We start from the raw sequence: 24,437 nt of genomic DNA, 5'->3' as shown, positions 1-24,437 counted from the left end.
AAATAGAGCAGTTGTAAAACTTCCCAAAATAAAAGGGTGAGAGTAATCTCACCCTAATCGCAATGTTCAATCGTCCAGACTTTATTATTGTGTTGTCACCACTTCCGCAGGTAAGCGTTTGAACTCTAAGCGCTCAGTGTCACCGACATCGACAAAGATCGTATCGCCTTCCGTGTAGTGTCCACGCAGGATTTCTTTCGCGATCGCCGTTTCCAATTCTCGCTGAATCGCCCGCTTCAATGGACGCGCTCCGTACACTGGATCAAAGCCCACTTCAGCTAAGAAATCTAAGGCAGCCTCAGACAACTTCAGCGACATCTTGCGCTCTGCCAATCGACTCTCCAACCGCTTGACTTGAATCTTGACGATTTCGCGCAGTTGCGATTTTTGCAAACTGTGGAAGATGATGATTTCATCGATCCGGTTCAAGAACTCAGGACGGAAGCTCGATCGCATTGCATCCATCACCCGCGATCGCATCTCTTCGTAGCGATCGTCGTCTCCACCATATTCAAAGATGTACTGTGAACCGATGTTCGAGGTCATGATGATAATGGTGTTCTTGAAGTCCACTGTGCGACCTTGAGAATCCGTGACGCGACCATCATCGAGAATTTGCAGCATCACGTTGAATACATCGGGATGGGCTTTCTCGATCTCGTCAAACAGAATCACCGAGTACGGACGACGACGAACGGCTTCGGTTAACTGTCCGCCTTCTTCGTAACCGACATATCCAGGGGGCGCACCGATTAGGCGGGAGACGGAATGCTTCTCCATATACTCGGACATATCGATCCGCACCATTGCTTCTTCGGTATCAAACAGGTAAGCAGCAAGAGCTTTAGCAAGCTCGGTCTTACCGACACCGGTTGGGCCTAAGAAGATAAAGCTGGCAGTCGGACGGTTTGGATCAGCAAGTCCGGCTCTCGATCGCTGAATCGCATCGGATACCGCCGTTACCGCTTCATCTTGTCCGATCACTCGTTTGTGCAGAACATCTTCAAGCTGTAAGAGCTTCTGCATTTCAGATTCAACCAGCTTGCTCACTGGAATACCCGTCCACTTAGAAATGATTTCAGCAATATCTGCCTCGATCACTTCTTCACGCAGCAGAGATGTACCAGATTTCTGGGCTTGAGTCAGACGGGCTTCGGCTTCTTCAACTTTACGGTTCAATTCATTGAGCTTGCCGTACTTCAATTCAGCCGCTCTGTTAAGGTCATAATCGCGCTCAGCTTGCTGAACTTCAAGGCTAACTTGATCAATCTCTTCTTTTAGCTTCTTCAGCTCATCAATCACGCCCTTTTCAGCTTGCCATTGAGCATTGAGCTTCGATTGGTCTTCTTTGAGATCTGCCAGTTCGCGATCGAGGCGTTCTAAACGATCGCGAGAAGCTGCATCACTTTCTCCCTTAAACGACAGCTTTTCCATTTCAAGCTGGAGAATTTTGCGATCGACCTCATCCAACTCTTCTGGCTTCGAGGTAATCTCCATCTTCAACTTCGCAGCCGCTTCGTCTACGAGGTCGATCGCTTTGTCAGGCAAGAAGCGATCGCTGATATAACGAGTCGAAAGCGTTGCGGCTGCAATCAAAGCAGAGTCCGAAATCTTAACCCCGTGGTGAACTTCGTAACGTTCTTTCAGCCCGCGCAGAATCGAAATGGTATCTTCAACCGTTGGCTGATCGACAAAGACCTGCTGGAATCGCCGCTCAAGGGCTGCATCTTTCTCGATGTACTTGCGATATTCATCTAAGGTTGTTGCACCAATACAGCGCAATTCACCCCGCGCCAGCATCGGTTTCAGCAAGTTACCCGCATCCATCGCGCCTTGAGTCGCACCTGCACCGACGACCGTATGAATTTCATCAATAAAGAGAATAATATTGCCGCGAGAATCAGTGACTTCCTTCAGAACGGCTTTTAACCGCTCTTCAAACTCACCGCGATATTTCGCACCTGCAATCAGCGCCCCCATATCTAAGGCAATCAGCTTGCGGTCTTTCAGCGATTGCGGCACATCTCCGCTCAAAATACGCTGTGCTAAACCTTCAGCGATCGCAGTCTTACCCACACCCGGTTCCCCAATTAAAACCGGATTATTCTTGGTTCGACGAGACAGGATTTGAATCGTGCGGCGGATTTCGTCGTCTCGTCCGATCACGGGGTCGAGCTTCCCTTCGCGAGCATACTGAGTCAAATCACGCCCGTACTTCTCTAGCGCTTCGTATTTGTTTTCTGGCGTTTGGTCAGTCACTTTTTGATTACCCCGAACTTGTTCGATCGCGTTTCTCAGCTTCGCTTCATCAACTCTAAATTCTGTCAGTAGAGCCTTTCCGAAGCGACTATCTTGGGCATACCCTAACAGCAAATGTTCGATCGAAATAAAATCATCCTCGAACTGTTTGCGATAGTCTTCAGCGCGATCAAGCAGCGAATCGGCACTGCGTCCCCAATAGACATTCGTGCCGCTCCCCGATACTTTCGGCTGACGACGGATAAATTCATCGGCTCGATCGCGCACTCGATCGACAGGAACAGCCAATTTATTGAAAATGCTAATCGCTAAACCGTCTTGTTCCAGCAGCGCCTTCATCAAGTGTTCGGTTTCAATCTGCTGTTGCTGTACCTGCTTTACGATCTCTGGAGTGCGGACGATCGCTTCCCAGGCTTTTTCGGTAAATTTTTCGGCATTGGTTGGCTGCATCGCGTTCCCCCTCATAAGATCGATCGTGATAAAGACATTGTAGAGAAGCGATCGACCTTGGCGAGATCGGAGTACCGCCCTTTACCCGTCCAAATACCCGAAGAGTATGATTAGAAAATTCTTGACGGTGGAGATGGCGATGAGGCGATTAATCGAGAGATTTATGGCGACGACCTCTAAGCTGAGTTAATCAAAATCAAGCTCGGTGAAGAGTTCAGCGATCGCTAACCGAAATCCCTCAATGACTTCCTCACCCTCTAGAAAATCAGTCTTTTTTAATAAGCGATCGAGCGTTGCGCCGCGATACACAAGCACCGTTTCTTCATCAGGATTAATCACCCAAACCAACCGAGAACCACTTTCAAAATACTCCACAATCTTCTGGTGAATCTCATCGAACGTATTGCTAGGAGAAATGACTTCGACCGCTAAATCTGGCGCACCCTCAAAGAAGCCTTTCGGCAATTTTTTCAAGCCTTTTAATCGGTCTTTGGCAACGAAGGAAACATCGGGCGATCGCAGGTTTCCAGACTTCATCCTGAATGCCGTACTCGAATTGCACATTATACCCAGTTTGAAATCGAAACAACGTTCTCCTAAATAGCTACCTACAAGTGCAGCAAGATAACCATGCTCCATTCCTGCACACTCCAAAATTCGGATTTGTCCATCAACGAACTCGTAGTGATCGCCGTTGTCGGGCAATGCCATAAACTCTTCGTCTGTCCAAATCTTGGGCTGTGCAGAAATAGTCATGGTGATGTCCTCAATTGCCAAACTTCTGTTTAGCTTGATCGTAGATCTCAGATGTAATTTGAGTTGCGCCCATTTCTTGAGCGAATTTCTCAATTTTCTTTCGGGCTGCCGGACGCACAAAGAAGGGAATTTCTTTTAATTTTGCCTCGGCTTCAGATGTCCACTCGATCATTAGTCCTCCTGCACTTGCTATGTTCGCCCTCACGTTTAGTCTAGAAGAACTGTTCTACTCGATCGATAACTTTTGCCAAACTTTTGAGTCTCGCTGGCAACTTGGACTCAAGTATCGCAACCGACAAGGGAGCTTAAGTAAATCATGAGTAAATCAGGACATCCTGAACTGCGATGATTAAAAAACCCTCTAGAAACGATCATCCGCTTCTAGAGGGTCAGGTTTATCTCAGTCCTTAAATCTTTGCTTCTTCTTGCACCAGCTTCTCCCAGCCCATGTTCTGTAATGCACTATTACGACGAAGCGGACGAGTGACAAGCTCTAAGATATCGCGAGTGTTGCTAAATCCATGAATTTGAGCGAAGGTAAACTCAACTGACCACTTCGTACTAATGCCTCGCGCCTCTAATGGATTGGCATGAGCCATTCCAGTGATGACCAGATCGGGCTTGAGTGCATGGATGCGCTGAAGCTGATTGTAGTTATCGGGCTTTTCGATAATCTTGGGAACTGGAACTTCCATTTCATTGCAGGTTTTCACCAGAAAATCGAGTTCTGCGGCTTGATAGCGCTTATCCATATAAGGAATACCAATTTCTGGACAAGTCATGCCACAGCGAATCAGAAACCGCGCTAGCGAGATCTCCAGCAGGTTATCCCCCATAAAGAACACTGACTTTCCACGAACCAATTGCAGATAGTCCTCAACACTTTCCCAAATCTTGGCTTCTCGTTCTTCTAAGCCTTTCGGTTCAATGTTGAACACAGAACAAATCTTTTCGATCCAAGCGCGGGTGCCATCCGGCCCGATCGGGAACGGTGAGCCAATGAGCTTCGTTTTCCGTCGCCGCATCAACGTGGTAGCTGTCCGCGATAGAAATGGATTCACACCCGAAACATAGTATCCTTCTTCGATCACTGGAAGCTCTGTGTATCGCTTTGCAGGAAGCCATCCAGAGACTTTAATGCCTTGCTTCTTCAGCTCTAAAGTGAGCTGAGTGACGATCGGATCTGGTACTGATCCAAACATCACTAATGGCGGATGATCTACATACTCGGAATCCTGCTGTTTGATCTCTTCCTGCTTGCGCCCAAAGTTCATCAGCTTTTGGATGGCGTTGCGCTCTTCTTTCTCTGTTTCACCTGTGGGGGCTTTGGTCGGACAGCGTTGCGCCATTGCTGCAAGCACCGTGTCTTCGCCCTGAGTAAAGGCATAGTCTAGACCGTTAGCGCGAGCCACGACGATCGGAATTCCAATCTCTGCTTCAAGCTTTGGGGCTAATCCTTCTAAATCCATTTTGATAATCTCAGTGGTGCAGGTTCCGATGAACACAATCACACTGGGATTACGATCGCGCTTGACTTGTTCACACAGTCGTTTTAGTTCCTCGTAATCATTGAGCTGGGCTGAAATATCACCTTCTTCAAGTTCTGCCATTGCATAACGGGGTTCTGCAAAAATCATCACGCCCATTGCGTTTTGCAGAAAATACCCGCAAGTTTTTGTCCCAATGACTAGGAAAAAGCTATCTTCAATTTTTTGATAAAGCCATGCAACACAGCTAATCGGACAAAAGGTGTGGTAATTACCGGTTTCACACTCAAATTGCAGAGCTTGAGGTTGAGGATCAGCGAGAGTCATAACAGTGTTTCTCTAAATGAGGGTTTTATCGAGGAGCGCGATTCGATTGATGCGATCGATCCCGTCCTTCACAGGCTTCGTCTACTTCAGCAGGGCGGCGGGATTTGACTTCAGGGGCAGAACTTGCAGGTAGATATTTCGGCTTTTCGGCTTGAAGCTGCTTGAGATGGATCAGTTCTTGCTCTGGGTCGAAGTTCAGTCCCAGGGCAACAATGATGCGATCGGGATGATTGCTCAAATCCACAATCAGCGGCAGGAGGTCAACGAGTCGCGGTTCTACACTGGAAAGCGCACCTAAGATGAAGCTGGATGACGGTCGCCGCTGTCCGTCGCAACTCACCCAAATCGATAATCGAGTAATCCAAGCGCGGTTTTCCTGGTAGTAGTCGAGCCAGCGATCTTTGAGCGATCGCCGCAGTTGATCAATGTTCACAAGTCAAATCAAGATAACGATAAAGTCAGCCTCAATGTAATCACATAGTAATCACATATCGCGATTTGCCTTCTCTATCCGTTACCCTTCATTCTTTCTTTAGACCATCATTAAGTCGAGTTCTTCTTCGGCGGTTTTGGGCTGTTTTGGATTGAGGTAGAAGTCCGACAGCAGCGAGAACAATTCACGATCTTGGGCATCTTTTGGCACAACGCCTTCTGGGTTTGCCAAAATTTGATCAGCAATGTTCAGATAGTAGTCGCAGACATAGTTCAGCGAGGGATCAGATTCTGCCATCTCGAACAATGTTTTTCCTTTCACCCGCGATACGCGAATATCTTCGATGAGCGGTAGCACTTCTAACACAGGCATGGGAACGGCATCGACGTATTTATCAATCAAATCGCGCTTTGCAGTTCGATTGCCGATCAGTCCTGCCAATCGGAGTTGATGTGTCCGTGCTTTTTCGCGCACTGAAGCTGCAATCCGATTGGCTGCAAACAGGGCATCAAATCCGTTATCAGTCACAATCATGCAGTAATCTGCATAGTTCAAGGGTGCAGCAAATCCACCACAAACTACGTCGCCAAGAACATCAAATAGAATGACATCGTATTCATCAAACGCATTCAGTTCTTTGAGCAGTTTTACCGTTTCGCCCACGACATAGCCACCGCAGCCTGCACCTGCTGGCGGGCCGCCTGCTTCTACACAATCGACTCCTCCGTAACCTTTGTAGATCACATCTTCAGCCCAGACATCTTCGTAGTGGTAATCCTTTTCTTGAAGCGTGTCGATGATCGTGGGGATGAGAAATCCAGTCAGGGTAAAGGTGCTGTCGTGTTTGGGGTCACAGCCGATTTGTAGTACCTTTTTGCCGCGTTTTGCGAGCGCAACGGAGATGTTGCAGCTTGTCGTTGATTTGCCGATACCGCCTTTTCCGTAAACTGCGAGTTTCACTCTGGGTCTCCTGTCTTTTGTGAAGGGGTGAGCGCGGGTACGTCTCTATTTGCATTGTTGTTGATGTTTGCAGTTCTGCCTAGCTGTCGAAAGAAGAAGTTACATTGATAGCAGAAGTCTGGTTCTGCTAAAAATCAAGAGAACCTACTAATTGACTCAGATCATCTCTAAAGTCTAATTTTAGAATTTCCTTAGCTTTTATATCTCAGACTTTACAAAATATAGAACAATAAGCAAAATAAAACGAAGTCGCTGTATAGGCTTTTATACCTGGCTTTTGTGAAGGTTTTAGCGCTTCAATACGGTTATTCGCTTCGTTATGAAGTGCTTCTTGCCCCCTAAATCCCCCATGAATGGGGACTTTGAAGTTGGAGGAATCTTGGGGATTCGAGAACCCCCTTTTTTCAAAGTTCCATCCTGGCATTTAGGGACATCGAGCCTGATCTACCGAAGCCAATTCTATTAAGAATCATCAAACTTTCAGACAAAAAATCGTGCCTCCTGGGAAAAGCACGATCGCGACATCACCGAATTGTGCAAACCCTACATCAGATAGTTCATATCAATCTGAATTTTCGTACCGTCGCCGGAGACCTGAACCGCCGTTTCCTCGAATTTCGGGGCACTCATGCCGATCTTAGGATTGCGTGAAAAACCGAATCCTTCTTTAGGAATGCCGAATATGCCTGTATTCAGCTTCCCATCCCCGTTATCGTCATGAATCACAGCAACAGCATACTCACCGGGAGACAGTTGATCAAATATGACTGAAACCGAAGCTTCCTTTGCCTCAACAAAGCGAGACGCAATGGCACGATCGCTCTCGTTCGGAAAGCCTTGCTCCCCTGAAAACAAGCTGAAACACACAATCCCTTTCTGGTTTCTCAAGCCATTGATCTCAACCGTCAAGCATCCATTAGCGATCGTATTTGTAGAAGGCGACATTCTTGATTGTTCCAACATTGTTATCAGCCGTATTTAAATTTAATCTTTTTTATATTCATATCGCTTCTATAAACAGGTCTCAACTCACACTAGGGTATATTTCAGTTAATTCTTCAATCGAATCAAGTATCATGTCCCAACTTACGACAGAATCGCGGAGTGATACGATCGGTGCAGAACGCCGTTGTAGGACTGTTGTATGTCGATTATCGTTTCACTAGAAGATCTTGAACTGTTCCGGGAACAACTTTCAGATCATCCAAATGCACTTGCAGCTTTAGACGTGATCGAAGATTGTGACGGAGATCTTGAAGATGCCGCAATCTCTCTTGCGATCAAATCAGGACAGCTACCAGAAGAAAATGAGCGCTGGATCGATGGACTTGCTAAGCGATGGCGACATATTCTGTGTGAAGCGCAGATTAAAGAAGGACTCGAAGACGGGTTATCCGGGGTGTTGATTGATGCGATCGTTGCGCAAACAGAATTGCCGATGCGATTAGCTGTTCCCGTTGCAATTTATGTAGTTAAAACGGGAGTCCAGCCCTTTTGCCAGCCCATGCAAGAAAAGATTTTTGATGCTTAAAAGGACGCGACGACTCACGGCGTAAAGACGCGATTAGGAGCTTCGCTGCATCTACGGTATTCGCGTCTTTACGAGGAGATCGTGCCTAAGCAACCAGGGATTGACAAATTTGTCCTTGAAGCTCTCCTTCTCGAACCTGCATTGCTTCAATCGATCGCATCAGAATCTCGCGATTGTCGAATCCTTGTTCGCTCAGTTTAATCCAGCGTTGGGCTTCATTGCCTTCGCGTACAATCTTCTTCACCGGCAGCAAGAAACAGCTAAAGCCCTGTGCTTTTGCAATCCCGAACATTTCCCCGTAAAGTTGCTCAACCCAATCCCGCGCCCGGATCGGCTGTCCATCTTTCCAATGTCTTAATTCTGCATCTAAGCTCGATCTCGCTGCCGCCGCCTCATTTGCATCGGTAATCTCAATTAAATCCTCTGCGCTCAATTGGCTGAGTTGCAGCGGATCTAAGCTCGGATCTGACATCACTTGATGCAATCGCGCCTCTAATAACGCAGTAATCGCCAGCAGCGCGATCGGATCAGACACCAAATCACAAATTCGCAATTCCAGCCGATTCAAATTGTAAGGACGACGATCGCCATTCGGACGCACCGAAGACCAAAGATGCCGCACATTCTGCATTGTCCCTATGGCGATCTGTTCTTCTGTCCAGCGAATATAGTGAGCATGACTTTCAAACAGCGGCACATGGGCAGGCGTTTTTGGAAACAAACCCCAGCGCGTGGAATGATACCCAGTGATCTCACCGTTAAAGATTGGAGATGCCGCGCTCAATGCTAAATATAAAGGTGCTTCAACGCGCACTAATCGACAAGCCCGCATCAATACATCGGGATCACTCATGCCAATATTAATATGAACGCTAGCCGTGACAACTTTTGTACCGTAGGTGTTTTCGATGTAATCGTGATAAGGATTCGTGGGATCAGAGCGCCAGAATCGATCGCCCTGTCCTTTAAGCGGCAAAGTGCTGCCCGGAATCAGCGTGTAATCGCCCTTGGACTTGAGAAATTGACGCAGCCGCAACCGAGGTGTAACTAAATCACACAGCGATCGCTCATACCGAAAGCCGGGCGGTGTCGTGTACTCGACATTGCGGCTATCTGGCTCACGCACGAATCCATCCAATGCCGCCACAATCTGATCCGATAGTCCTACCACATCCCCTTGCGGAGTCCCAGTGTAGACTTCAATTTCAAATCCTTTCGATAACATCGCTGACCCCTTTCTGACTGTCGCCTCTTCTAGTATCTGAGAAAACCGAACGCCTGCCACGCTCTAAAGGAGTGCGCTCATATTTTCCTTACACAATGCTGAACTCTGCTTTGCATTTCGGATCGCCACTTCTTGAGAAGTTGTGTATAGTGCAGTAGCTCACAATTCGGGGAACTTGCATCTACTCTGGCTTGTCATCCCCCATAAGAGACACGCATGCACTTATGACTCTGAGATGAGAGAACTTATGGTACGTCTAGGCATTGGTAAATTTCCCTTTTCCCGCGCGATCGTTCCCACCCAACTGAGCTTACTTGCTTTACTGTGCTTGGGTACTCCCTTAATGGCTCAAGCACCCACCGATAGCCAGCTCCCAACTACTTCAACCCCATTGGTGACTAGCCCCACGATTACAACAGTTTTATACGTCAATCCCACAACCGGCAGCGATCAGCCCACGGCTGGAAAAACCGATGCTGCACCCTATCGCACCATTACGTTCGCACTCCAGCAAGCAACCGCAGGAACGCTAATTCAACTCGCTCCCGGCAACTACACCGAACAAACCGGCGAACAATTTCCGATCGTGCTTAAACCCGGTGTTGTCCTACGCGGTGACGAGAACAGTAAAGGCGCGAATTTCCTAATTCAAGGCAGTGGACTAACGCCGAGTAAAGCCTTTGGCAACCAAAACGCCGCGATTCGAGCCGCCAATAGTAGTGAAATTCGCGGTGTAACCGTGACGAATATTGTCACACGCGGCACTGGAATTTGGGTCGAAGATGCAGACTGCATGATTGCCAACAGCACGTTTACCAATAGCAATCGGGAAGGCGTTTTCATCGTAGGTAACTCTAGTCCTGTTGTCACCGACAATGTGTTTACCAAAAACTCCGGCAATGGTATCTCGATCACTGGCGGAGCGCGGGGTGTGATTAGAAACAATGTCTTTAATGCAACCGGATTCGGGCTGGCGATCGGCGGTAACTCAATCCCTCGACTCGAAGGCAACCAGATTACGCAGAACACAGCAGGCATTTATATGGATGGATCGAGTAGAGCCATCCTCCGCAACAATGTAATCACCGATAGCCAAGGCGATGGTATTGTTGCCAGAGATAACGCATTCCCTGATTTGGGAACTGCGGACAGCCTAGGAAACAATACGATTCGTAACAACGGTCGAGATGCCAGCCGCAAAGGTGTTGACCTGAACAACACGACAAACAATACGTTTCAAGCGATCGGCAACAACATCGATCCGAAGCGCATCTCAGGTCCAGTAGCGTTTGTAGCTGGCGGAACAAACACAGCGTTTTCTGACGTTCAAGGGCATTGGGCACAACAGTACATCCAAGCGTTAGCATCACAAGCAATCATCACAGGCTTCCCAGATGGCACATTCAAGCCGAACGAGCCAGTGACTCGCGCTCAGTTTGCGACGATCGTTTCCAAAGCCTTTAATCCGGCTCCTAGAAATCCGGCAGTCAACTTCTCTGATGTTCGCAGTAACTTCTGGGGCTTTGCGGCGATTCAATCGGCTTCACGGGGTGGCTTTATGGCAGGTTTTCCAGGCGGCACGTTCCGACCGGATCAGCGAATTCCGAAAGTTCAGGCATTAGTCGCGCTGTCGAATGGCTTACAGTTCGGGGCTGGAGATCCGAGCGCGCTTTCTCGCTTCCAGGATGCGAATTCGATTCCCGGCTGGGCAGCAAGCCCGATCGCGGCTGCTACCCAACGTCAGATTGTGGTGAACTATCCAACAGTCGGACAACTCACGCCTAATCGAGAAGCCACTCGCGCAGAAGTAGCCGCCTTTATTTACCAAGCGCTGGTGAATCAGGGTAAAGCTCAGGCGATTCCGTCTCCATACGTTGTTGGAGCGCGTTAAGTTAGACCGAGACTCGCGTTCTCTAAGGGGTTTTGCGGCTCTCAAAGCGAAATAGCCAGACCATGAGCGCGACTAACCCAATTTGCAGGGCAAGATTTGGCACAGCCGTTTCTAAATCTCGCCCTGCAAGGGTTCGCGCGAGAAACACGACTGCGCCGATCGCGCCTGATCCCCCAAAGGCAAGATAGATAAATTTCCGCAGTCCGCGGTAGGGTGCAGCGGCTTCAGCTTTAAGACGCGCATATTTTTTGGGGTCGGATCGCTTGAGTTGCTCAGATTGCTGATTCATTAAAAGAGTCAAAGTTTTCTCGATCGTGGCATGAGATGGAATTTTGTGCAATTTGTGTGAAAGTGCGATCGAAAACCTGTTATACTTGCTAAGGTCTTATGCCGATGTGGCTCAGGGGTAGAGCACTCGATTCGTAATCGAGCGGTCGCGGGTTCAAATCCCGCCATCGGCTTTTTAAGCTTTTCAATTAAATCGCTGATCTCGGAGTTTGATGAGGCCTTCAAGCTTCGCTTCTGTCAGTTGATACCTCATCCCACATAAATAAAAAACACCCCGACCACATCTTCGGAGTGCCTTTTATGTTAGACGCGTATTTGCGGCTATCTAAGTTCCCATATCAATAGAATAATTTTGCTCTGTTTCCCGTAAATCAGTCTTAAGGAATGGATGCTCTCGTCCGATCGGAATAGTTGGTCACGCAATGCTACAACTCTTGAGGTTGATGAAACCAGGCTTCCTGTAGGAAAGTTCATAGTCGTTAACCTGCTTGAGCAACAGCAGCTTACTCAAGAACTAGAAAACCACTCCCACAATGGTTTGAGCTTGTTGAACGATCGCACTGATAAGTTGATGAGTTGCAGGGAGTGAATCAATTCCCATTCCCGCACAAAGCAGCATCATGTACAGAATTGAATACTTAAAGGTAGATCGAGCTACCATCAAATCTGACGGAGCCTGCATCAAATTCCAAGCTTTTTGCACAAAGATGCCGCCCAATAGAAGCGCGATCGCGGCATACACTGCACCCATCACATGCAACGGATAAACCAACAGCAGCGACACCGGAATCAAAGATAGCGTGTAGTAGAAGATCTGTTTGCTCGTTGGTTCATTCCCATTCACCACAGGCAACATCGGAACACCAACTTTGGCGTAATCTTCGCGAATCAGAATCGCTAGCGCCCAGAAATGCGGCGGAGTCCAAAGAAAGACGATCGCAAACAACACCCAAGCCGCCCAACTGAGATCACCCGTCACCGCAGCCCAACCGACTAGCGGCGGAATCGCACCCGCAGCTCCACCAATCACAATATTCTGCGTGCTATGGCGCTTTAGCCAGTGCGTATAGACGACCACGTAAAAGAAGATTCCCGACATTGCCAGACAAGCACTCAGCAAGTTCGCAAAATACGCTAACAATCCAAACGAAGTTAACGCCAATGTGACAGCAAAGATGAGCGCGTCTCGAACGCTGACTCGACCGGATGGAAGCGGACGGCTGCGAGTCCGTTCCATGATGTAGTCGATATCGCGATCGTACAAACAGTTAATTGTGTTCGCTGATCCTGCTGCAAATGCGCCACTGATCAACGTCACGATTAGCAGTACCGGATCAACCTGTCCCTGAGCTGCAATCCACATTCCACCTGCTGTTGTAATCAAGAGCAAGAGAATAATGCGCGGCTTGGTGAGTTGCCAATAGCTTTTAATAACTTGAAGAAAATCTTGGTTGTGGCGGATTACGCCCGTTGCTGAATCTTGCATTTTTTATCTCGGTCAAACGTAGAGAGAGTAAGCATAAATTATTCAGATCTTAAGCTTCAACTTTGACGACCTGCCCTTCAGCCGAATCGCGCAAAGCCAGCACCGTAAAGACCAGTAATGTTCCGAGTAAAGCGGCTCCGGTTACTTGGTGAGCGACGGTAAGCGGTTCAACTTGCAGCTGCAAGCGGAAAGTTGCTACTCCTAACGTAATTTGCAGTACCAGAAGCAATCCGGCAACATTGATTAAGCGACGTAGAAGGGGATGCAAGGCAGGAGTACGCCAAGCCAAAATCACCAAAGTGAGCACAGATAGAATCGGCGGCACAATTCCTGCAATGTGGCTATTCATGATCGTGCACAGTTGCGACTGTCCAAAGCATTGATGCAATGCCCACTGCGACGACACTAATCCGCCTAGAATGCTCTGAAAGTAAACAAAACCCGTCGCAGCAATTCCGACTAACCGAAGCTTTCCAACCGTTCCGGTGCCTTGATAAGGAATCAGTAAGGTTCCGATCGTCAATAACGTACTGAAGAATAACAATCCGGTTCCCAAGTGCGCCGTCACAATATCAAAGCGCAGTAGCTCTGTGACCGTCAAACCGCCTAAAACGCCTTGAAACACAACTAAGAACAAGGCCAACAAAGTTGCCCAAGGTGTCCACTTCGGTAAGTCGCGGCGGAACCACCAGGAAACAGCGACCAATGCGATCGTACCAAATCCGATCGTGGTAGCAATCAAGCGATGGAACCATTCCAGAAACACTTCAAGATTCATCTGACTGCGGGGCACAAATTCACCATAACACAAGGGCCAATCTGGACAGGACAGTCCCGCATTCATGACTCGTGTGGCACTGCCCAGCGCCATCAGAAATAGAGTGGCGACTGCCAAACCAAAAACGAGGCGAGTAATCCAACTGCGAGCCTGAGCCGGATGAGAAATCTTGGAGGGATCAAACAGTGAATCAGACATAATTAATTCCGAAAGGCGGATAGTCGTTCTCTAGAAATAAAAGTTCATGAAGCGTGAAGCATCTGCTCTAGGTTCTACTTTAGTGACGTAATCTTAAAATTAGGGTCGAGTTTTGGAAATTCTTTGGATTTCGCCTAAATTGAGTCCACACTGTTCCTTTACTCTGAGGTGATCCCAAAGAAAACCTTAAAGTTCAGGAATTTTGTCCCCCAGATTCGATTCCCCTGCCCTACCGTGGAAGAAGACTAGACTGGATTGAGCAAGCATTCTCAATAGAAACTGTTCTCTCTACTCGTTGGAAAATTGTTAAGACGGCAACATAGACAGTCGAATCTCTACCTAAAAGCTGTTTACCCAATATCCAGAATCTAGAACCCTTGAAGTAGTTATAGGCAAGATTGGTGAGCCGTGAACATTCCTAGTCAAATTTCAACTCTCCTCGCGGGTATCATTCTGACGCTCGTAAGCCTTTGGTATGGTCAGAACCATAACCTGCTCCCGATCGCTGCTTCCGAAGCAGCCCCACTGATTGATCAGTTGTTTGGTGCAATGTTGACGATCGGCACGGGCATTTTTCTTCTTGTGATCTTTGTGCTGGTTTATTCGTACTTCCGCTTTCGCCGTGATCCCGATGACCTCAGCGACGGGCCACCCGTCCACGGCAATATTCCGCTTGAAATTCTTTGGACGGCGATCCCGGCGGTGATCGTGCTGGGAATTTCGGTGTATAGCTTTGAGATCTATAACACTGAAAGCGGCATGAATCCGATGGATCACTCGATGGCAGCGCACTCGAAACACTCGCATCAAGTCGCACAGATGAAAGGATCAGCGATCGCAGCCCCGTTAATCGCGCAAGTTGATCCCGTCGCCAAAGATGCGGAAGTGCGCCAGAATGCGGCAACCGATGCGATCGAGGAAAAAATTCCTCTGCGTCAAGATGCGCCTGCGGCTGGGAACGTTGCTCCTAGAGCGGGTTCGATTCCCGCAACCGGACAAGAACCGTTAGTCATCAATGCCGCAGGAATGCAATACGCTTGGCTGTTTACTTATCCCGAAGAAATTATTGCGGGTGAACTGCACTTGCCTGTCGGTCGGCCAGTCGTGATGAATATCACGGCGAACGATGTGCTTCATGCGTTTTGGGTGCCTGAATTTCGCTTGAAACAGGATGCCGTGCCAGGAAGACAATCTGAAATTCGCTTTGTTCCGACCAAAGAAGGAGACTATCCGATTATTTGCGCGGAACTGTGTGGAGCCTACCACGGCGCAATGAAATCTCATGTGGTGGTGGAATCGCTCGAAGCTTATGAAACTTGGCTACAGAGCATGAAGGTCGCGCAGACCAATGCAAGCGATCGCGCGATCGCGCTGAATCCTGCTGAGATGACAGATAGCGAGTATCTCGCGCCCTACGCCCAAGAAGCGGGTGTCACTCCTGATCTGCTGCATCAACTTCATCCGATGAGCTAACCTCTTAAACACCTTTGCTATGACACAAGCAGCCCAAATTCAAGAACAAGCGAATCGCCCCGCTCATCCAGAGAAAAAGGGCGATTGGAAACAATACTTCACTTTTAGCACTGATCACAAAGTCATTGGGATTCAGTACCTTGTGACAACCTTCGTCTTTTATCTGATTGGCGGTGTGTTGGCAACCATGGTGCGGACAGAGTTAGCGACTCCAGAATCTGATTTTGTCAGCCGCGAAGTGTATAACAGTCTGTTCACCGTTCATGCAACGGTGATGATCTTTTTGTGGATTGTCCCGGCAGGAACGGGTGGCTTTGGTAACTATCTCGTGCCTCTGATGATCGGGGCGCGAGATATGGCGTTTCCGAAGCTCAACGCACTGGCATTCTGGATGATCCCGCCGGCTGGAATTCTGCTTATGAGCAGCTTTCTGGTGGGTGCGCCTGGTGCGGGATGGACGAACTATCCACCGCTGAGTCTGATCAGTGGAAAAGCCGGAGAAATGATCTGGATTCTCAGCGTGTTGACTCTGGGAACCTCTTCGATTTTGGCGGCAATTAACTTCCTGGTGACGATCGCCAAAATGCGGACTCCCGGCATGGGCTGGAACCAGATGCCTCTATTTTGCTGGGCGATGTTCGCTACCTCCATTCTGGCGGTGATTGCTACTCCGGTATTGGCGGGTGCATTGATTCTGCTGTCGTTTGATGTGTTGATTGGAACGGCATTCTTTAATCCCACCGGGGGCGGCGACCCGATCGTTTATCAGCACTTGTTCTGGTTCTACTCGCACCCTGCGGTTTACATCATGATCTTGCCTGTGTTCGGCATGATCTCGGAACTGATTTCCGTTCACGCTCGTAAGCCGATTTTTGGATACAAAGCGATCGCTTACTCCAGTCTTGCCATCTGTGGCTTGGGCTTAATCGTCTGGGTTCACCATATGTTTACCAGTGGCACACCGCCTTGGATGCGAATGTTCTTTATGATCACGACGATGATCATTGCTGTTCCGACTGGGATTAAGGTGTTTAGCTGGTTGGCAACGCTTTGGGGTGGAAAATTAGACGACAGTTCCGCATTGCTGTTTGCGATGGGATTTATTGCGCTCTTCGTGATTGGTGGAATTAGCGGTGTAATGACGGCTTCTGTTCCGTTTGATATTCACGTTCACGATACTTACTTTGTCGTCGCTCACCTGCACTATGTTCTGTTTGGCGGTAGCGTATTCGGATTGTATGGAGCGTTCTATCATTGGTTCCCGAAAATCACCGGGCGCATGATGAATGAGGCTTGGGGCAAGGCTCACTTCTGGTTAAGCTTTGTCGGCTTTAACTTGGCGTTTATGCCGATGCACAAGTTGGGCTTAGAAGGCATGAACCGCCGGATTGCGGAGTACGATCCCAAGTTTGCAACGCTGAATTTGATTTGTACGATCGGGGCCTTTCTGCTGGCGATGTCAACCATCCCGTTTATTGTGAATGTCACTTGGAGTTGGCTACGCGGTGAGCCTGCGGGAGATAATCCGTGGCGGGCGTTGACGCTGGAATGGATGACCACTTCTCCGCCTCCGCCAGAGAACTTTATCGCCGATCCGGTGCTGGCAACAGGCCCTTATGACTACGGTTTAGCGCCACGATCGACTGAGGTAGATGTGCCATTTTCGGATGCCAGTAATCCAGCACTGTCGGCTGGCCCTAGCTCGACGCTAAGAGCAAAGCCTGATCCCGTAGTTGCTGCTAATCCGAGCGATCGGGGAACCGAAAGCAACAATCGATAAAGCCTTGTAAGGATGAAGCCACTTCATCCTTTTGTCCTTTATTCTTGCAATACCCATGACGACTATCGATCCTGCAAAAACTTCTCGCGACTACCAACAAGAAGCGATCGCAGAACCTGCCCATCATCAGGAGCATCCCGATCTCCGCATTCCTGGACTGATTGTGTTTCTTGCGGCTGAAGGAATGATCTTTCTAGGGTTATTCATGGCATATATTGCCTTTCGTGCCGTGACTCCGGACTGGCCTCCGGAAGGAACGCCAAAACTAGAACTCTTACTGCCTGGAATTAACACGGCAGTTCTGATTGGCAGTAGCTTTGTGATTCACAATGCGGATCAAGCAATTCAGAAAAATGATGTGAAAGGCTTGCGGTTGTGGTTTGGGATCACGGCGCTGATGGGGGCTGTGTTCTTAGCAGGTCAGCTTTATGAGTATTTCCATTTAGAATTCGGACTGAGAACAAACATTTTTGCCAGCACGTTTTATGTTCTAACTGGCTTTCACGGGCTGCACGTTTGTTTTGGGTTGATTCTGATGTTGGCGGTACTGTGGCGATCGCGCGTTCCGAATCACTACAACAGCGAAAAACATTTCGGAGTCCAAGCTGCAGAAATCTATTGGCACTTTGTTGATGTCATCTGGATTATCCTGTTTATCCTGCTGTATCTTCTGTAAGTTTGATAAATTTAGAGGACGGATGGAGTAGTTTTGCTCCATCCGTTTTTAATTGGACTTAAAGATCTTGCGTTTTACCTATTTATGCTGTCAACGTTTGTGATTACTCTGCGCGAAGGCGTAGAAGCAGCACTCGTCGTGGGAATTGTGCTGGCTTATTTGAGTAAAGCGGGTCGATCGAATCTCAATCCTTGGGTTTACGCTGGTATTGGTGCGGGTATAGTTGCCAGCGTTGCCGTTGGGGTTGTCTTTCTTTGGACATTGGGAAGTTTAGATGCTTCCAATCATGTATATGCGCCAGTGTTTAAACCATTGCTCGAAGCGATATTTGGATTGATTGCGATCGTGTTGCTGAGTTGGATGCTGATTTGGATGACAAAGCAGGCAAAATCACTCAAAGGAGAAGTCGAACGCGAAATCGATCAAGCAATGCAAACCAATGCCGCTTGGGGTGTGTTTGGCTTGATTTTCTTTGCGGTGCTGCGGGAAGGATTTGAAACTGTTGTGTTTATCGCAGCACAGTTTCAGCAAGGGTGGTCGCCTGTGATTGGTGCAGCGGGGGGATTAACAGGCGCGATCGTCGTTGGCATTCTCTTGTTCAAGCTGGGTGTGAAAATCAATCTGAAACAGTTCTTTCAGGGGATGGGAATTTTCTTGCTGCTGATTGTTTCTGGATTGGTGATCGGAGTATTGGCGCACTTGGATAAGAGCTTTGCAATTCTGTCTCAGTTGAATCCGCGCTATGCCAGCTTATGTCTCTCTGAGCCAAGTTCTTGCTTTCTGGGTGGATTGATTTGGGACGCTTCAACGGTGCTATCGCAGAAACAATTTCCAGGAGTCATTCTGCATACATTGTTTGGATATGTCGATCGACTCTATTGGATTGAAGCGATCGCTTATCTCAGCTTCCTTACGATCGTGGGTCGTTTGTATTTACAAAGCCTCAATCCTGTTAAGGAACCAAAACCGTCAGCGCTTTCGGAACAACCTTAAAATGTGCGGGCGTTGTCGTCGTGATTTCACCATCCGTATTGATTGATTTCGCCTTTGGCACATACACAAAAATCTCTTTTCCTTGCCAAGACTGCACCCAGCGAGATTGGGTATGAGTTCCACGGCGCAGAGCAGGCAGCGCCAGCGCCATTTGCCACCAGTGATCAATCTCTAGACTGTAGAGATCCAAGCGTTCATCGTCGATCGCGGCATCTTCCGCAACTGCCATTCCGCCACCGTAATAGCGACCATTGCCGACAGCGATTTGAACGGTTTTCACTTTCTGCGAGCGACCATCGCACACAATTTCCGCTTTAAACCGCCGCGACTTCCACAACACCTGAAACGCAGTTGCAGCATAGGCAAATACACCCCAGCGGCGTTTAGCGGTCTTAGTTAAGCCGCGTGTAATCTGAACACTCAACCCCAAACTTGCAACATTAAAGAAATACTTGCCATTTACCCAACCGAGATCAATTTGTTGCTTCTTACCGTTCGCGATCACCTGACACGCTTCGGGCAAAGTTGAAGGAATGCCGAGCGTTCTCGCTAAATCGTTTGCCGTTCCGAGCGGCAGAATTCCAAGCGGCAACTTTGTTTCGATCAACCCTTCAACGGCAGCGTTCAGTGTGCCATCTCCGCCGCCGACAATGACTAGATCCACGCGATCGCGATACTCCCGAATCGTTTCCGCTAAGCGAGACGAACGATCGATCGGTGCTTCGAGCAGTTCAAAGCCCAATACGTTTAACTGGCTAATCGCAGCTTCAAGCTGAGCCTGTCCCTTACGGGCATTGCGATTGACGAGGAGGAGCGCACGACGAACCATGATAACCATCACAAGAATACAGCCGATGCCGCGATTTTAGCGAATGTTCAACGTTCTCGCACGGATATACAACAATCGCTAAGATTACGATCGAGCAAAAGTCGCCCAAAACGAAGCGAAAACCTCGATCGAACTCAGCACCTCGACACTAAGCCGTTAAGAAAACCACACCAGAATGATACAGTTTGATTCTAAGTATCCTCCTCCATCCGTCCTATGACTGCTCCGATCCTTGAAGTTGAAAACGTTCATGCAGGCTATGTCAAAGACCTGGACATTTTGCAAGGTGCGAATATGCGCGTCTATCCGGGTGAACTGGTGGCGATTATCGGACCCAACGGAGCCGGAAAATCAACGCTTGCCAAAACGGTGTTCGGACTGCTGAAGCCGCATACCGGAAATATTCGCTTCAACGGCAACGAAATCGCAGGACTCCGATCGGATCAAATCGTGCAGCGGGGCATGTCCTATGTGCCACAGCTTGCGAATGTGTTTCCGTCTTTGACGATCGAAGAAAATCTCGAAATGGGCGCATTCGTCCGAGATGTCCCGCTCCAACCGCTCAAGGACGAAATCTATCAGCGGTTCCCCCGTTTAGCAGAACGACGTAAGCAAAGAGCTGGAACCCTCTCCGGTGGCGAACGGCAGATGTTAGCGATGGGAAAAGCTTTGATGCTCAAACCGAATTTGCTGTTACTCGATGAACCTTCTGCGGCACTGTCTCCCATCTTGGTGAATAGCGTCTTTGATCAAATTAGACAGATTAATCGGGATGGAACCGCGATCGTGCTGGTCGAACAAAACGCCCGCAAAGCCTTGGAAATGGCGGATCGAGGCTATGTATTAGAAGCGGGGCGCGATCGATTTGAAGGAGTTGGATCAGAATTGTTGAACAATCCGAAAGTCGCAGAACTTTATTTAGGCGGGGGTAGGGCACGCGGTTAAAGAGGGATTAATCTTTCCTACTGTTGAGAGAGAGTGAGTAACCCCGAAAGACAGAGAACGACTGTAGTTTTTCTTTTTACAGTTAAGGAGTATAGGAAAGCACAGATTTTCTAACGTCATTTACTACTTTAGTCTTTTGAGGAAACCTATGAAATCTCACATGAACCTTGCTCAACGTACACTCGCTATTCTGAGCGCAACTGGAACCGCTGCCGTGATGGCATTGCCCGCATTTGCTCAAGCAGTGCCCACACAAGGCGTTGTTAACAATGGCGATGTCAACCGCCTGGAAAACCAAAATCAGTTCAATACTCAAACCCCCGGTAGCACTTCTGATAACTGTGTACCTGTAGCCGGTGGTGTGGGTGGCCCGATCGACTCCGAAACTTCGAGCAGCACCGGAATTGCACCGTCGAGCTATGACACTGCCAGAACTGGAGTTGACAATGGTAGCCTGACTCTGAATTCAGACCTCAGTGTCCGTAACAGCAGTGTTCGTAACAGCGCAAGCAATTCGATCGGCGGCACCAATAATACTCAGAACTTAGACTCGAGTACCGCGGCTGCGAGAATTGGCGTTCCCAACACGGCTGGCGCGACTACTAACCAGAGCGCTAACGCTAATATGAACGGCGACATGAGTATGAACCGCAGCATGAGCAGTTCGGTCAATTCGACCTCAGCGAACAACACTCAGAATTTAGATTCAAGCACCGCGGCTGCAAGAATTGGCGTTCCCAACACGGCTGGCGCAACGACAAACCAGAACATGATGGGTTCAACTGCGAACCAGAACACGATGGGTTCAACGACAACCTACAATTCCAATTCGGGTGTGCGTCCTGTTGCAGTCAATCGTCAGTTTGACGCAAACAATCCTAATCCGGCAGTGGCATACCGCTACAACGGTCCGGCAGGAACGGCTGGTCATGAAGTGATATCGAATTTGAATGCGCTCCAATACGGTCAACGATCGTTCAGTGCTAACGCTGGATCAAATCAAGTCGCTTCGTCGGTGTCTGTTGCTTGTGCGCCTCGTTAATAGCGAATTCGAGGATCGATGTAAGCGTTAATGATGTCGATCACAATACTAGCGATCGCAACAATAGCCGCAAAGAAAACAACGATTCCTTGCACGGTTGGATAATCTCGTTGAGAAATGGCTCGGTATAAGCGATTTGCAAGTCCGGGCCATGAGAATGTCACCTCTGTAAGAATTGCTCCCCCTAACAACGCAGCGAATGTCAGCCCCAGAATTGTGATCACTGGAATCATTGCATTTTTCAACGCATGATTGATCAGGAGCTTCAATTCTGGGATTCCTCGTGCGCGGGCAGCTTCGACATATTCCGCTTGCAGAGTTTGCCTCAGATTAACACGCACGATTCGCTCAAAAATGCCGCTGATTAACACCCCAAGCGTAATCGCAGGCAGCGCAAGATAATAGAGCGCAACTAGAAATTGATCCAGATGACCACTGAGCAGACTATCGATCGTATACAGTCCTGTGACCGCTTGGGGAGGTGCGATCGTGAGCGGAAATCTCGTTCCCAGCGGAAACCACTTCAATCCAACAGCAAATACAAGTTGCAACACCATGCCGAACCAAAACATTGGAATGGAATAGGTGATGATGCCAAACAGCCGTCCACCCGCATCTAAGGCAGTGTTCGGACGCGAGGCGGAAATTGCACCCACAGTAATCCCAACAGCGAGCGCGATCGCCAACGACACGATCGCCAGTTCGACAGTTGCCGGGAAGAACTTACCAATAATTTCCCAAACGGCTTGTCCTTGAGTGGTTAAGGATTTACCTAAATCGAGTCGCAGCAGCGACCCCATGTAGTCTAGGTATTGAAAAAATAAAGGCTTACCGAGTCCTAACTGATTGCGGAGTTCATCTTTTGCGGCTTGGGGTGCTCTTGGCCCTAAAAGCGCATCGACTGGATCGCCGGGAGTTGCTCTGAGTAGAAGAAATACGATCGTGGTGATCAACCAAATCATCAATGGAGCCATCAACAATCGGGATAAAACGTAGTAGCGTAACGCGCTCGATCGAGACATGATTTGTTGCCTAGTGAAAATTGGTGCGTGTACCCGACACGGTAGAGGCGCTTCGGCGAAACGTCTCTACCCGGATTTATTGGAACCGATCGACCAGCGCCGCTCGCGCCTGTTCTCGATCGTCAAAATGAATCTTCTCCGTACCCAGAATCTGATAATCTTCGTGCCCTTTACCCGCGATCAACACGCCATCGCCGGGTTTTGCCTGCAAGATTGCGGTTCTAATCGCAGTCGCACGATCGCTAATCACAGTTGGGTTCACTGATTTTGGAATTCCAGCCACCACATCTTCTAGAATCTGCTCTGGATTTTCAGTTCTGGGATTATCCGAAGTGACGATCACTTGATCGGCTAACGCTGCGGCAATGCTCCCCATTTTCGGGCGCTTGGTACGATCGCGGTCTCCCCCACAGCCGAACACACAAATCATCTGTCCCCCAATAAACGGACGAGATGCTTTCAGCATATTTTCCAAACTATCCGGCGTGTGAGCATAGTCTACAATCACGCTGATATCTTGATCGGGTTTAATTTGAACTTGTTCCATGCGTCCGGGAACTCCCGTAAAGCCGGGTAGCGCTTCCACGATCGCGCTCAATTCTAACCCTAACTGTAATCCTGCTCCTACTGCTGCCAGCAAATTCGCTAAGTTAAACTGTCCGACTAACGGCGACTTAAACGCAGCTTCGCCCTTTGGAGTATGCAGTGCACCACTCACACCGTCTGATTCATAATTCAGATTGCTTGTCCACAGATCCGCTTGTTGCTGAGTGCTGTATGTCCAAACAGAGTCGCAATTCAACTGATTGACCAACTTCTGCCCATACGGATCGTCGAGATTGACGATCGCTTTCCCTCGCAAATAATCGCCATCAAATAAGAGCGCTTTGGCTGCGAAGTAGTCATCCATATCGCGGTGAAAGTCGAGGTGATCTTGGGTCAAATTCGTAAACACCGCCACTTCAAATTCGCAGCCCAACACCCGACCTTGAGCCAGCGCGTGAGAACTCACCTCCATCACGCCAAATTCACAGCCAGCCTTGATCGCTGAATCTAACTGATGCTGCAATTCCACCGGAAACGGAGTCGTATGCAGCGCCGTTTGCTGAAAGCCTTTCCAGCGCGTGTAGAGCGTTCCCAGTAGGGCGGTGGATTTATTTGAGCGCTCCAGCAAATATTCAATCAAATGCGTGGTCGTGGTTTTGCCATTCGTGCCCGTGACCCCAACCAACTTCAGCTTTTGAGCCGGAAAATCATAAAACGCAGTCGCTAAATCGGCGCAAGCTTGAGCCATGTCGATCGCCGGAATCACGAGCGGCGGCGGTTCGGACTGAAACGCCGGATCGCCCATCGCCCGACTCGCAGCTTGCGGAGACACGATCGCCGCGATCGCACCTGCCGCGATCGCGCTTTGCCAAAAATCTCCTCCGTCCACACGAGTCCCCGGCATTCCGATAAACAAATCGCCCATCTGACAGGAAAGCGAATTCGTGGTTAACCGTTTGACTTCAGCATTGAGCGCGGGATGATTCGGAATCTCGCCCATGTTCGGAAGCTTGGCTAATAATTCTTTAAGCTGCATCGATAACTCCTTGCCCAATCGAGCTT

22 protein-coding genes and 1 tRNA gene are annotated in these 24,437 nt (G+C 48.8%); 9 read left to right on the top strand and 14 right to left on the bottom strand.

The window, feature by feature from the left end; genetic code table 11:
- Nucleotides 1-84: 84 nt before the first annotated feature.
- The 7 genes from clpB to H6F51_09655 form a co-directional block, all read right to left on the bottom strand.
- Nucleotides 85-2,709, bottom strand: coding sequence for an ATP-dependent chaperone ClpB (gene clpB / locus H6F51_09685; GenBank protein MBD1822766.1), 2,625 nt, complete (start codon nt 2,707-2,709; stop codon nt 85-87).
- A gap of 186 nt (nt 2,710-2,895) precedes the next feature.
- Entirely contained in the window at nt 2,896-3,465 is a 570-nt protein-coding gene (locus H6F51_09680) for a Uma2 family endonuclease (protein ID MBD1822765.1), read from the bottom strand.
- Nucleotides 3,466-3,475: 10 nt separating this feature from the next.
- Complete coding sequence (locus H6F51_09675) at nt 3,476-3,637, bottom strand: PCP reductase family protein (GenBank protein MBD1822764.1); 162 nt, start codon at nt 3,635-3,637, stop codon at nt 3,476-3,478.
- 235 nt (nt 3,638-3,872) lie between these two features.
- Nucleotides 3,873-5,279: a ferredoxin:protochlorophyllide reductase (ATP-dependent) subunit N gene (locus tag H6F51_09670; protein ID MBD1822763.1), complete on the bottom strand. Its 1,407-nt coding sequence runs from the start codon at nt 5,277-5,279 to the stop codon at nt 3,873-3,875.
- Between the two features lie 25 nt (nt 5,280-5,304).
- Nucleotides 5,305-5,712 (bottom strand): hypothetical protein, encoded by a 408-nt coding sequence (locus H6F51_09665; GenBank protein ID MBD1822762.1) that lies wholly within the window; start codon nt 5,710-5,712, stop codon nt 5,305-5,307.
- Between the two features lie 99 nt (nt 5,713-5,811).
- Complete coding sequence (locus tag H6F51_09660; GenBank protein MBD1822761.1) at nt 5,812-6,672, bottom strand: ferredoxin:protochlorophyllide reductase (ATP-dependent) iron-sulfur ATP-binding protein; 861 nt, start codon at nt 6,670-6,672, stop codon at nt 5,812-5,814.
- A 543-nt stretch (nt 6,673-7,215) separates the two neighbouring features.
- Nucleotides 7,216-7,635: a DUF2141 domain-containing protein gene (locus H6F51_09655; protein ID MBD1822760.1), complete on the bottom strand. Its 420-nt coding sequence runs from the start codon at nt 7,633-7,635 to the stop codon at nt 7,216-7,218.
- A gap of 181 nt (nt 7,636-7,816) precedes the next feature.
- On the opposite strand from H6F51_09655, the gene H6F51_09650 reads away from it, so the two are divergent.
- The gene (locus H6F51_09650; protein ID MBD1822759.1) at nt 7,817-8,203 is read left to right on the top strand and encodes a hypothetical protein; all 387 of its coding nucleotides are present in this window, start codon (nt 7,817-7,819) and stop codon (nt 8,201-8,203) included.
- A gap of 85 nt (nt 8,204-8,288) precedes the next feature.
- Here the strand turns inward: H6F51_09650 and gshA are convergent, their stop codons facing one another.
- Complete coding sequence (gene gshA, locus H6F51_09645) at nt 8,289-9,428, bottom strand: glutamate--cysteine ligase (protein ID MBD1822758.1); 1,140 nt, start codon at nt 9,426-9,428, stop codon at nt 8,289-8,291.
- Nucleotides 9,429-9,663: 235 nt separating this feature from the next.
- Between gshA and H6F51_09640 the strand changes: the two genes are divergently transcribed.
- The gene (locus H6F51_09640) at nt 9,664-11,319 is read left to right on the top strand and encodes a DUF1565 domain-containing protein (protein MBD1822757.1); all 1,656 of its coding nucleotides are present in this window, start codon (nt 9,664-9,666) and stop codon (nt 11,317-11,319) included.
- A gap of 22 nt (nt 11,320-11,341) precedes the next feature.
- Here H6F51_09640 and H6F51_09635 read toward each other — a convergent pair whose 3' ends face one another.
- The gene (locus tag H6F51_09635; protein MBD1822756.1) at nt 11,342-11,608 is read right to left on the bottom strand and encodes a DUF3493 domain-containing protein; all 267 of its coding nucleotides are present in this window, start codon (nt 11,606-11,608) and stop codon (nt 11,342-11,344) included.
- A gap of 100 nt (nt 11,609-11,708) precedes the next feature.
- Between H6F51_09635 and H6F51_09630 the strand changes: the two genes are divergently transcribed.
- Nucleotides 11,709-11,780, top strand: a tRNA-Thr gene (locus H6F51_09630).
- A gap of 341 nt (nt 11,781-12,121) precedes the next feature.
- Here the strand turns inward: H6F51_09630 and H6F51_09625 are convergent.
- A complete protein-coding gene (locus H6F51_09625) occupies nt 12,122-13,093 on the bottom strand; it encodes a protoheme IX farnesyltransferase (GenBank protein ID MBD1822755.1) in 972 nt (323 codons plus the stop codon).
- A 49-nt stretch (nt 13,094-13,142) separates the two neighbouring features.
- Nucleotides 13,143-14,069, bottom strand: a complete 927-nt coding sequence (locus H6F51_09620; GenBank protein ID MBD1822754.1) for a heme A synthase — start codon at nt 14,067-14,069, stop codon at nt 13,143-13,145.
- Nucleotides 14,070-14,477: 408 nt separating this feature from the next.
- Here H6F51_09620 and H6F51_09615 point away from each other — a divergent pair, with 408 nt between their 5' ends.
- From H6F51_09615 to H6F51_09600, 4 genes are all read left to right on the top strand, one after another.
- The gene (locus tag H6F51_09615) at nt 14,478-15,542 is read left to right on the top strand and encodes a cytochrome c oxidase subunit II (protein ID MBD1822753.1); all 1,065 of its coding nucleotides are present in this window, start codon (nt 14,478-14,480) and stop codon (nt 15,540-15,542) included.
- Between the two features lie 19 nt (nt 15,543-15,561).
- Nucleotides 15,562-17,322: a cytochrome c oxidase subunit I gene (ctaD, locus tag H6F51_09610; GenBank protein ID MBD1822752.1), complete on the top strand. Its 1,761-nt coding sequence runs from the start codon at nt 15,562-15,564 to the stop codon at nt 17,320-17,322.
- A 55-nt stretch (nt 17,323-17,377) separates the two neighbouring features.
- Nucleotides 17,378-17,998, top strand: coding sequence for a heme-copper oxidase subunit III (locus H6F51_09605; protein ID MBD1822751.1), 621 nt, complete (start codon nt 17,378-17,380; stop codon nt 17,996-17,998).
- Between the two features lie 84 nt (nt 17,999-18,082).
- Complete coding sequence (locus tag H6F51_09600) at nt 18,083-18,991, top strand: FTR1 family protein (GenBank protein MBD1822750.1); 909 nt, start codon at nt 18,083-18,085, stop codon at nt 18,989-18,991.
- On the opposite strand, the gene H6F51_09595 is transcribed toward H6F51_09600, so the two are convergent.
- Nucleotides 18,951-19,820: a lipid kinase gene (locus tag H6F51_09595; protein MBD1822749.1), complete on the bottom strand. Its 870-nt coding sequence runs from the start codon at nt 19,818-19,820 to the stop codon at nt 18,951-18,953. The genes H6F51_09600 and H6F51_09595 overlap by 41 nt on opposite strands.
- A 216-nt stretch (nt 19,821-20,036) precedes the next feature.
- Here H6F51_09595 and H6F51_09590 point away from each other — a divergent pair, with 216 nt between their 5' ends.
- Together H6F51_09590 and H6F51_09585 are read left to right on the top strand one after the other, a co-directional pair.
- Entirely contained in the window at nt 20,037-20,765 is a 729-nt protein-coding gene (locus H6F51_09590; GenBank protein MBD1822748.1) for an ABC transporter ATP-binding protein, read from the top strand.
- A gap of 148 nt (nt 20,766-20,913) precedes the next feature.
- Nucleotides 20,914-21,807, top strand: a complete 894-nt coding sequence (locus H6F51_09585; GenBank protein MBD1822747.1) for a hypothetical protein — start codon at nt 20,914-20,916, stop codon at nt 21,805-21,807.
- On the opposite strand, the gene H6F51_09580 is transcribed toward H6F51_09585, so the two are convergent.
- Together H6F51_09580 and H6F51_09575 are read right to left on the bottom strand one after the other, a co-directional pair.
- On the bottom strand, nt 21,804-22,829 hold the full coding sequence (locus H6F51_09580; protein MBD1822746.1) for an ABC transporter permease: 1,026 nt from the start codon (nt 22,827-22,829) through the stop codon (nt 21,804-21,806). The genes H6F51_09585 and H6F51_09580 overlap by 4 nt on opposite strands.
- 76 nt (nt 22,830-22,905) lie before the next feature.
- Nucleotides 22,906-24,411 carry a UDP-N-acetylmuramoyl-L-alanyl-D-glutamate--2,6-diaminopimelate ligase gene (locus H6F51_09575; protein ID MBD1822745.1) on the bottom strand — a complete coding sequence of 502 codons (1,506 nt, stop codon included), beginning with the start codon at nt 24,409-24,411 and terminating at the stop codon, nt 22,906-22,908.
- Nucleotides 24,412-24,437 lie beyond the last annotated feature (26 nt).

Source organism: Cyanobacteria bacterium FACHB-DQ100 (assembly GCA_014695195.1).
Classification (GTDB): Bacteria; Cyanobacteriota; Cyanobacteriia; order Leptolyngbyales; family Leptolyngbyaceae; genus Leptolyngbya.
The sequence above is the reverse complement of the archived record's forward strand: the minus strand, read 5'-3'. Positions and strand labels throughout refer to the sequence as shown.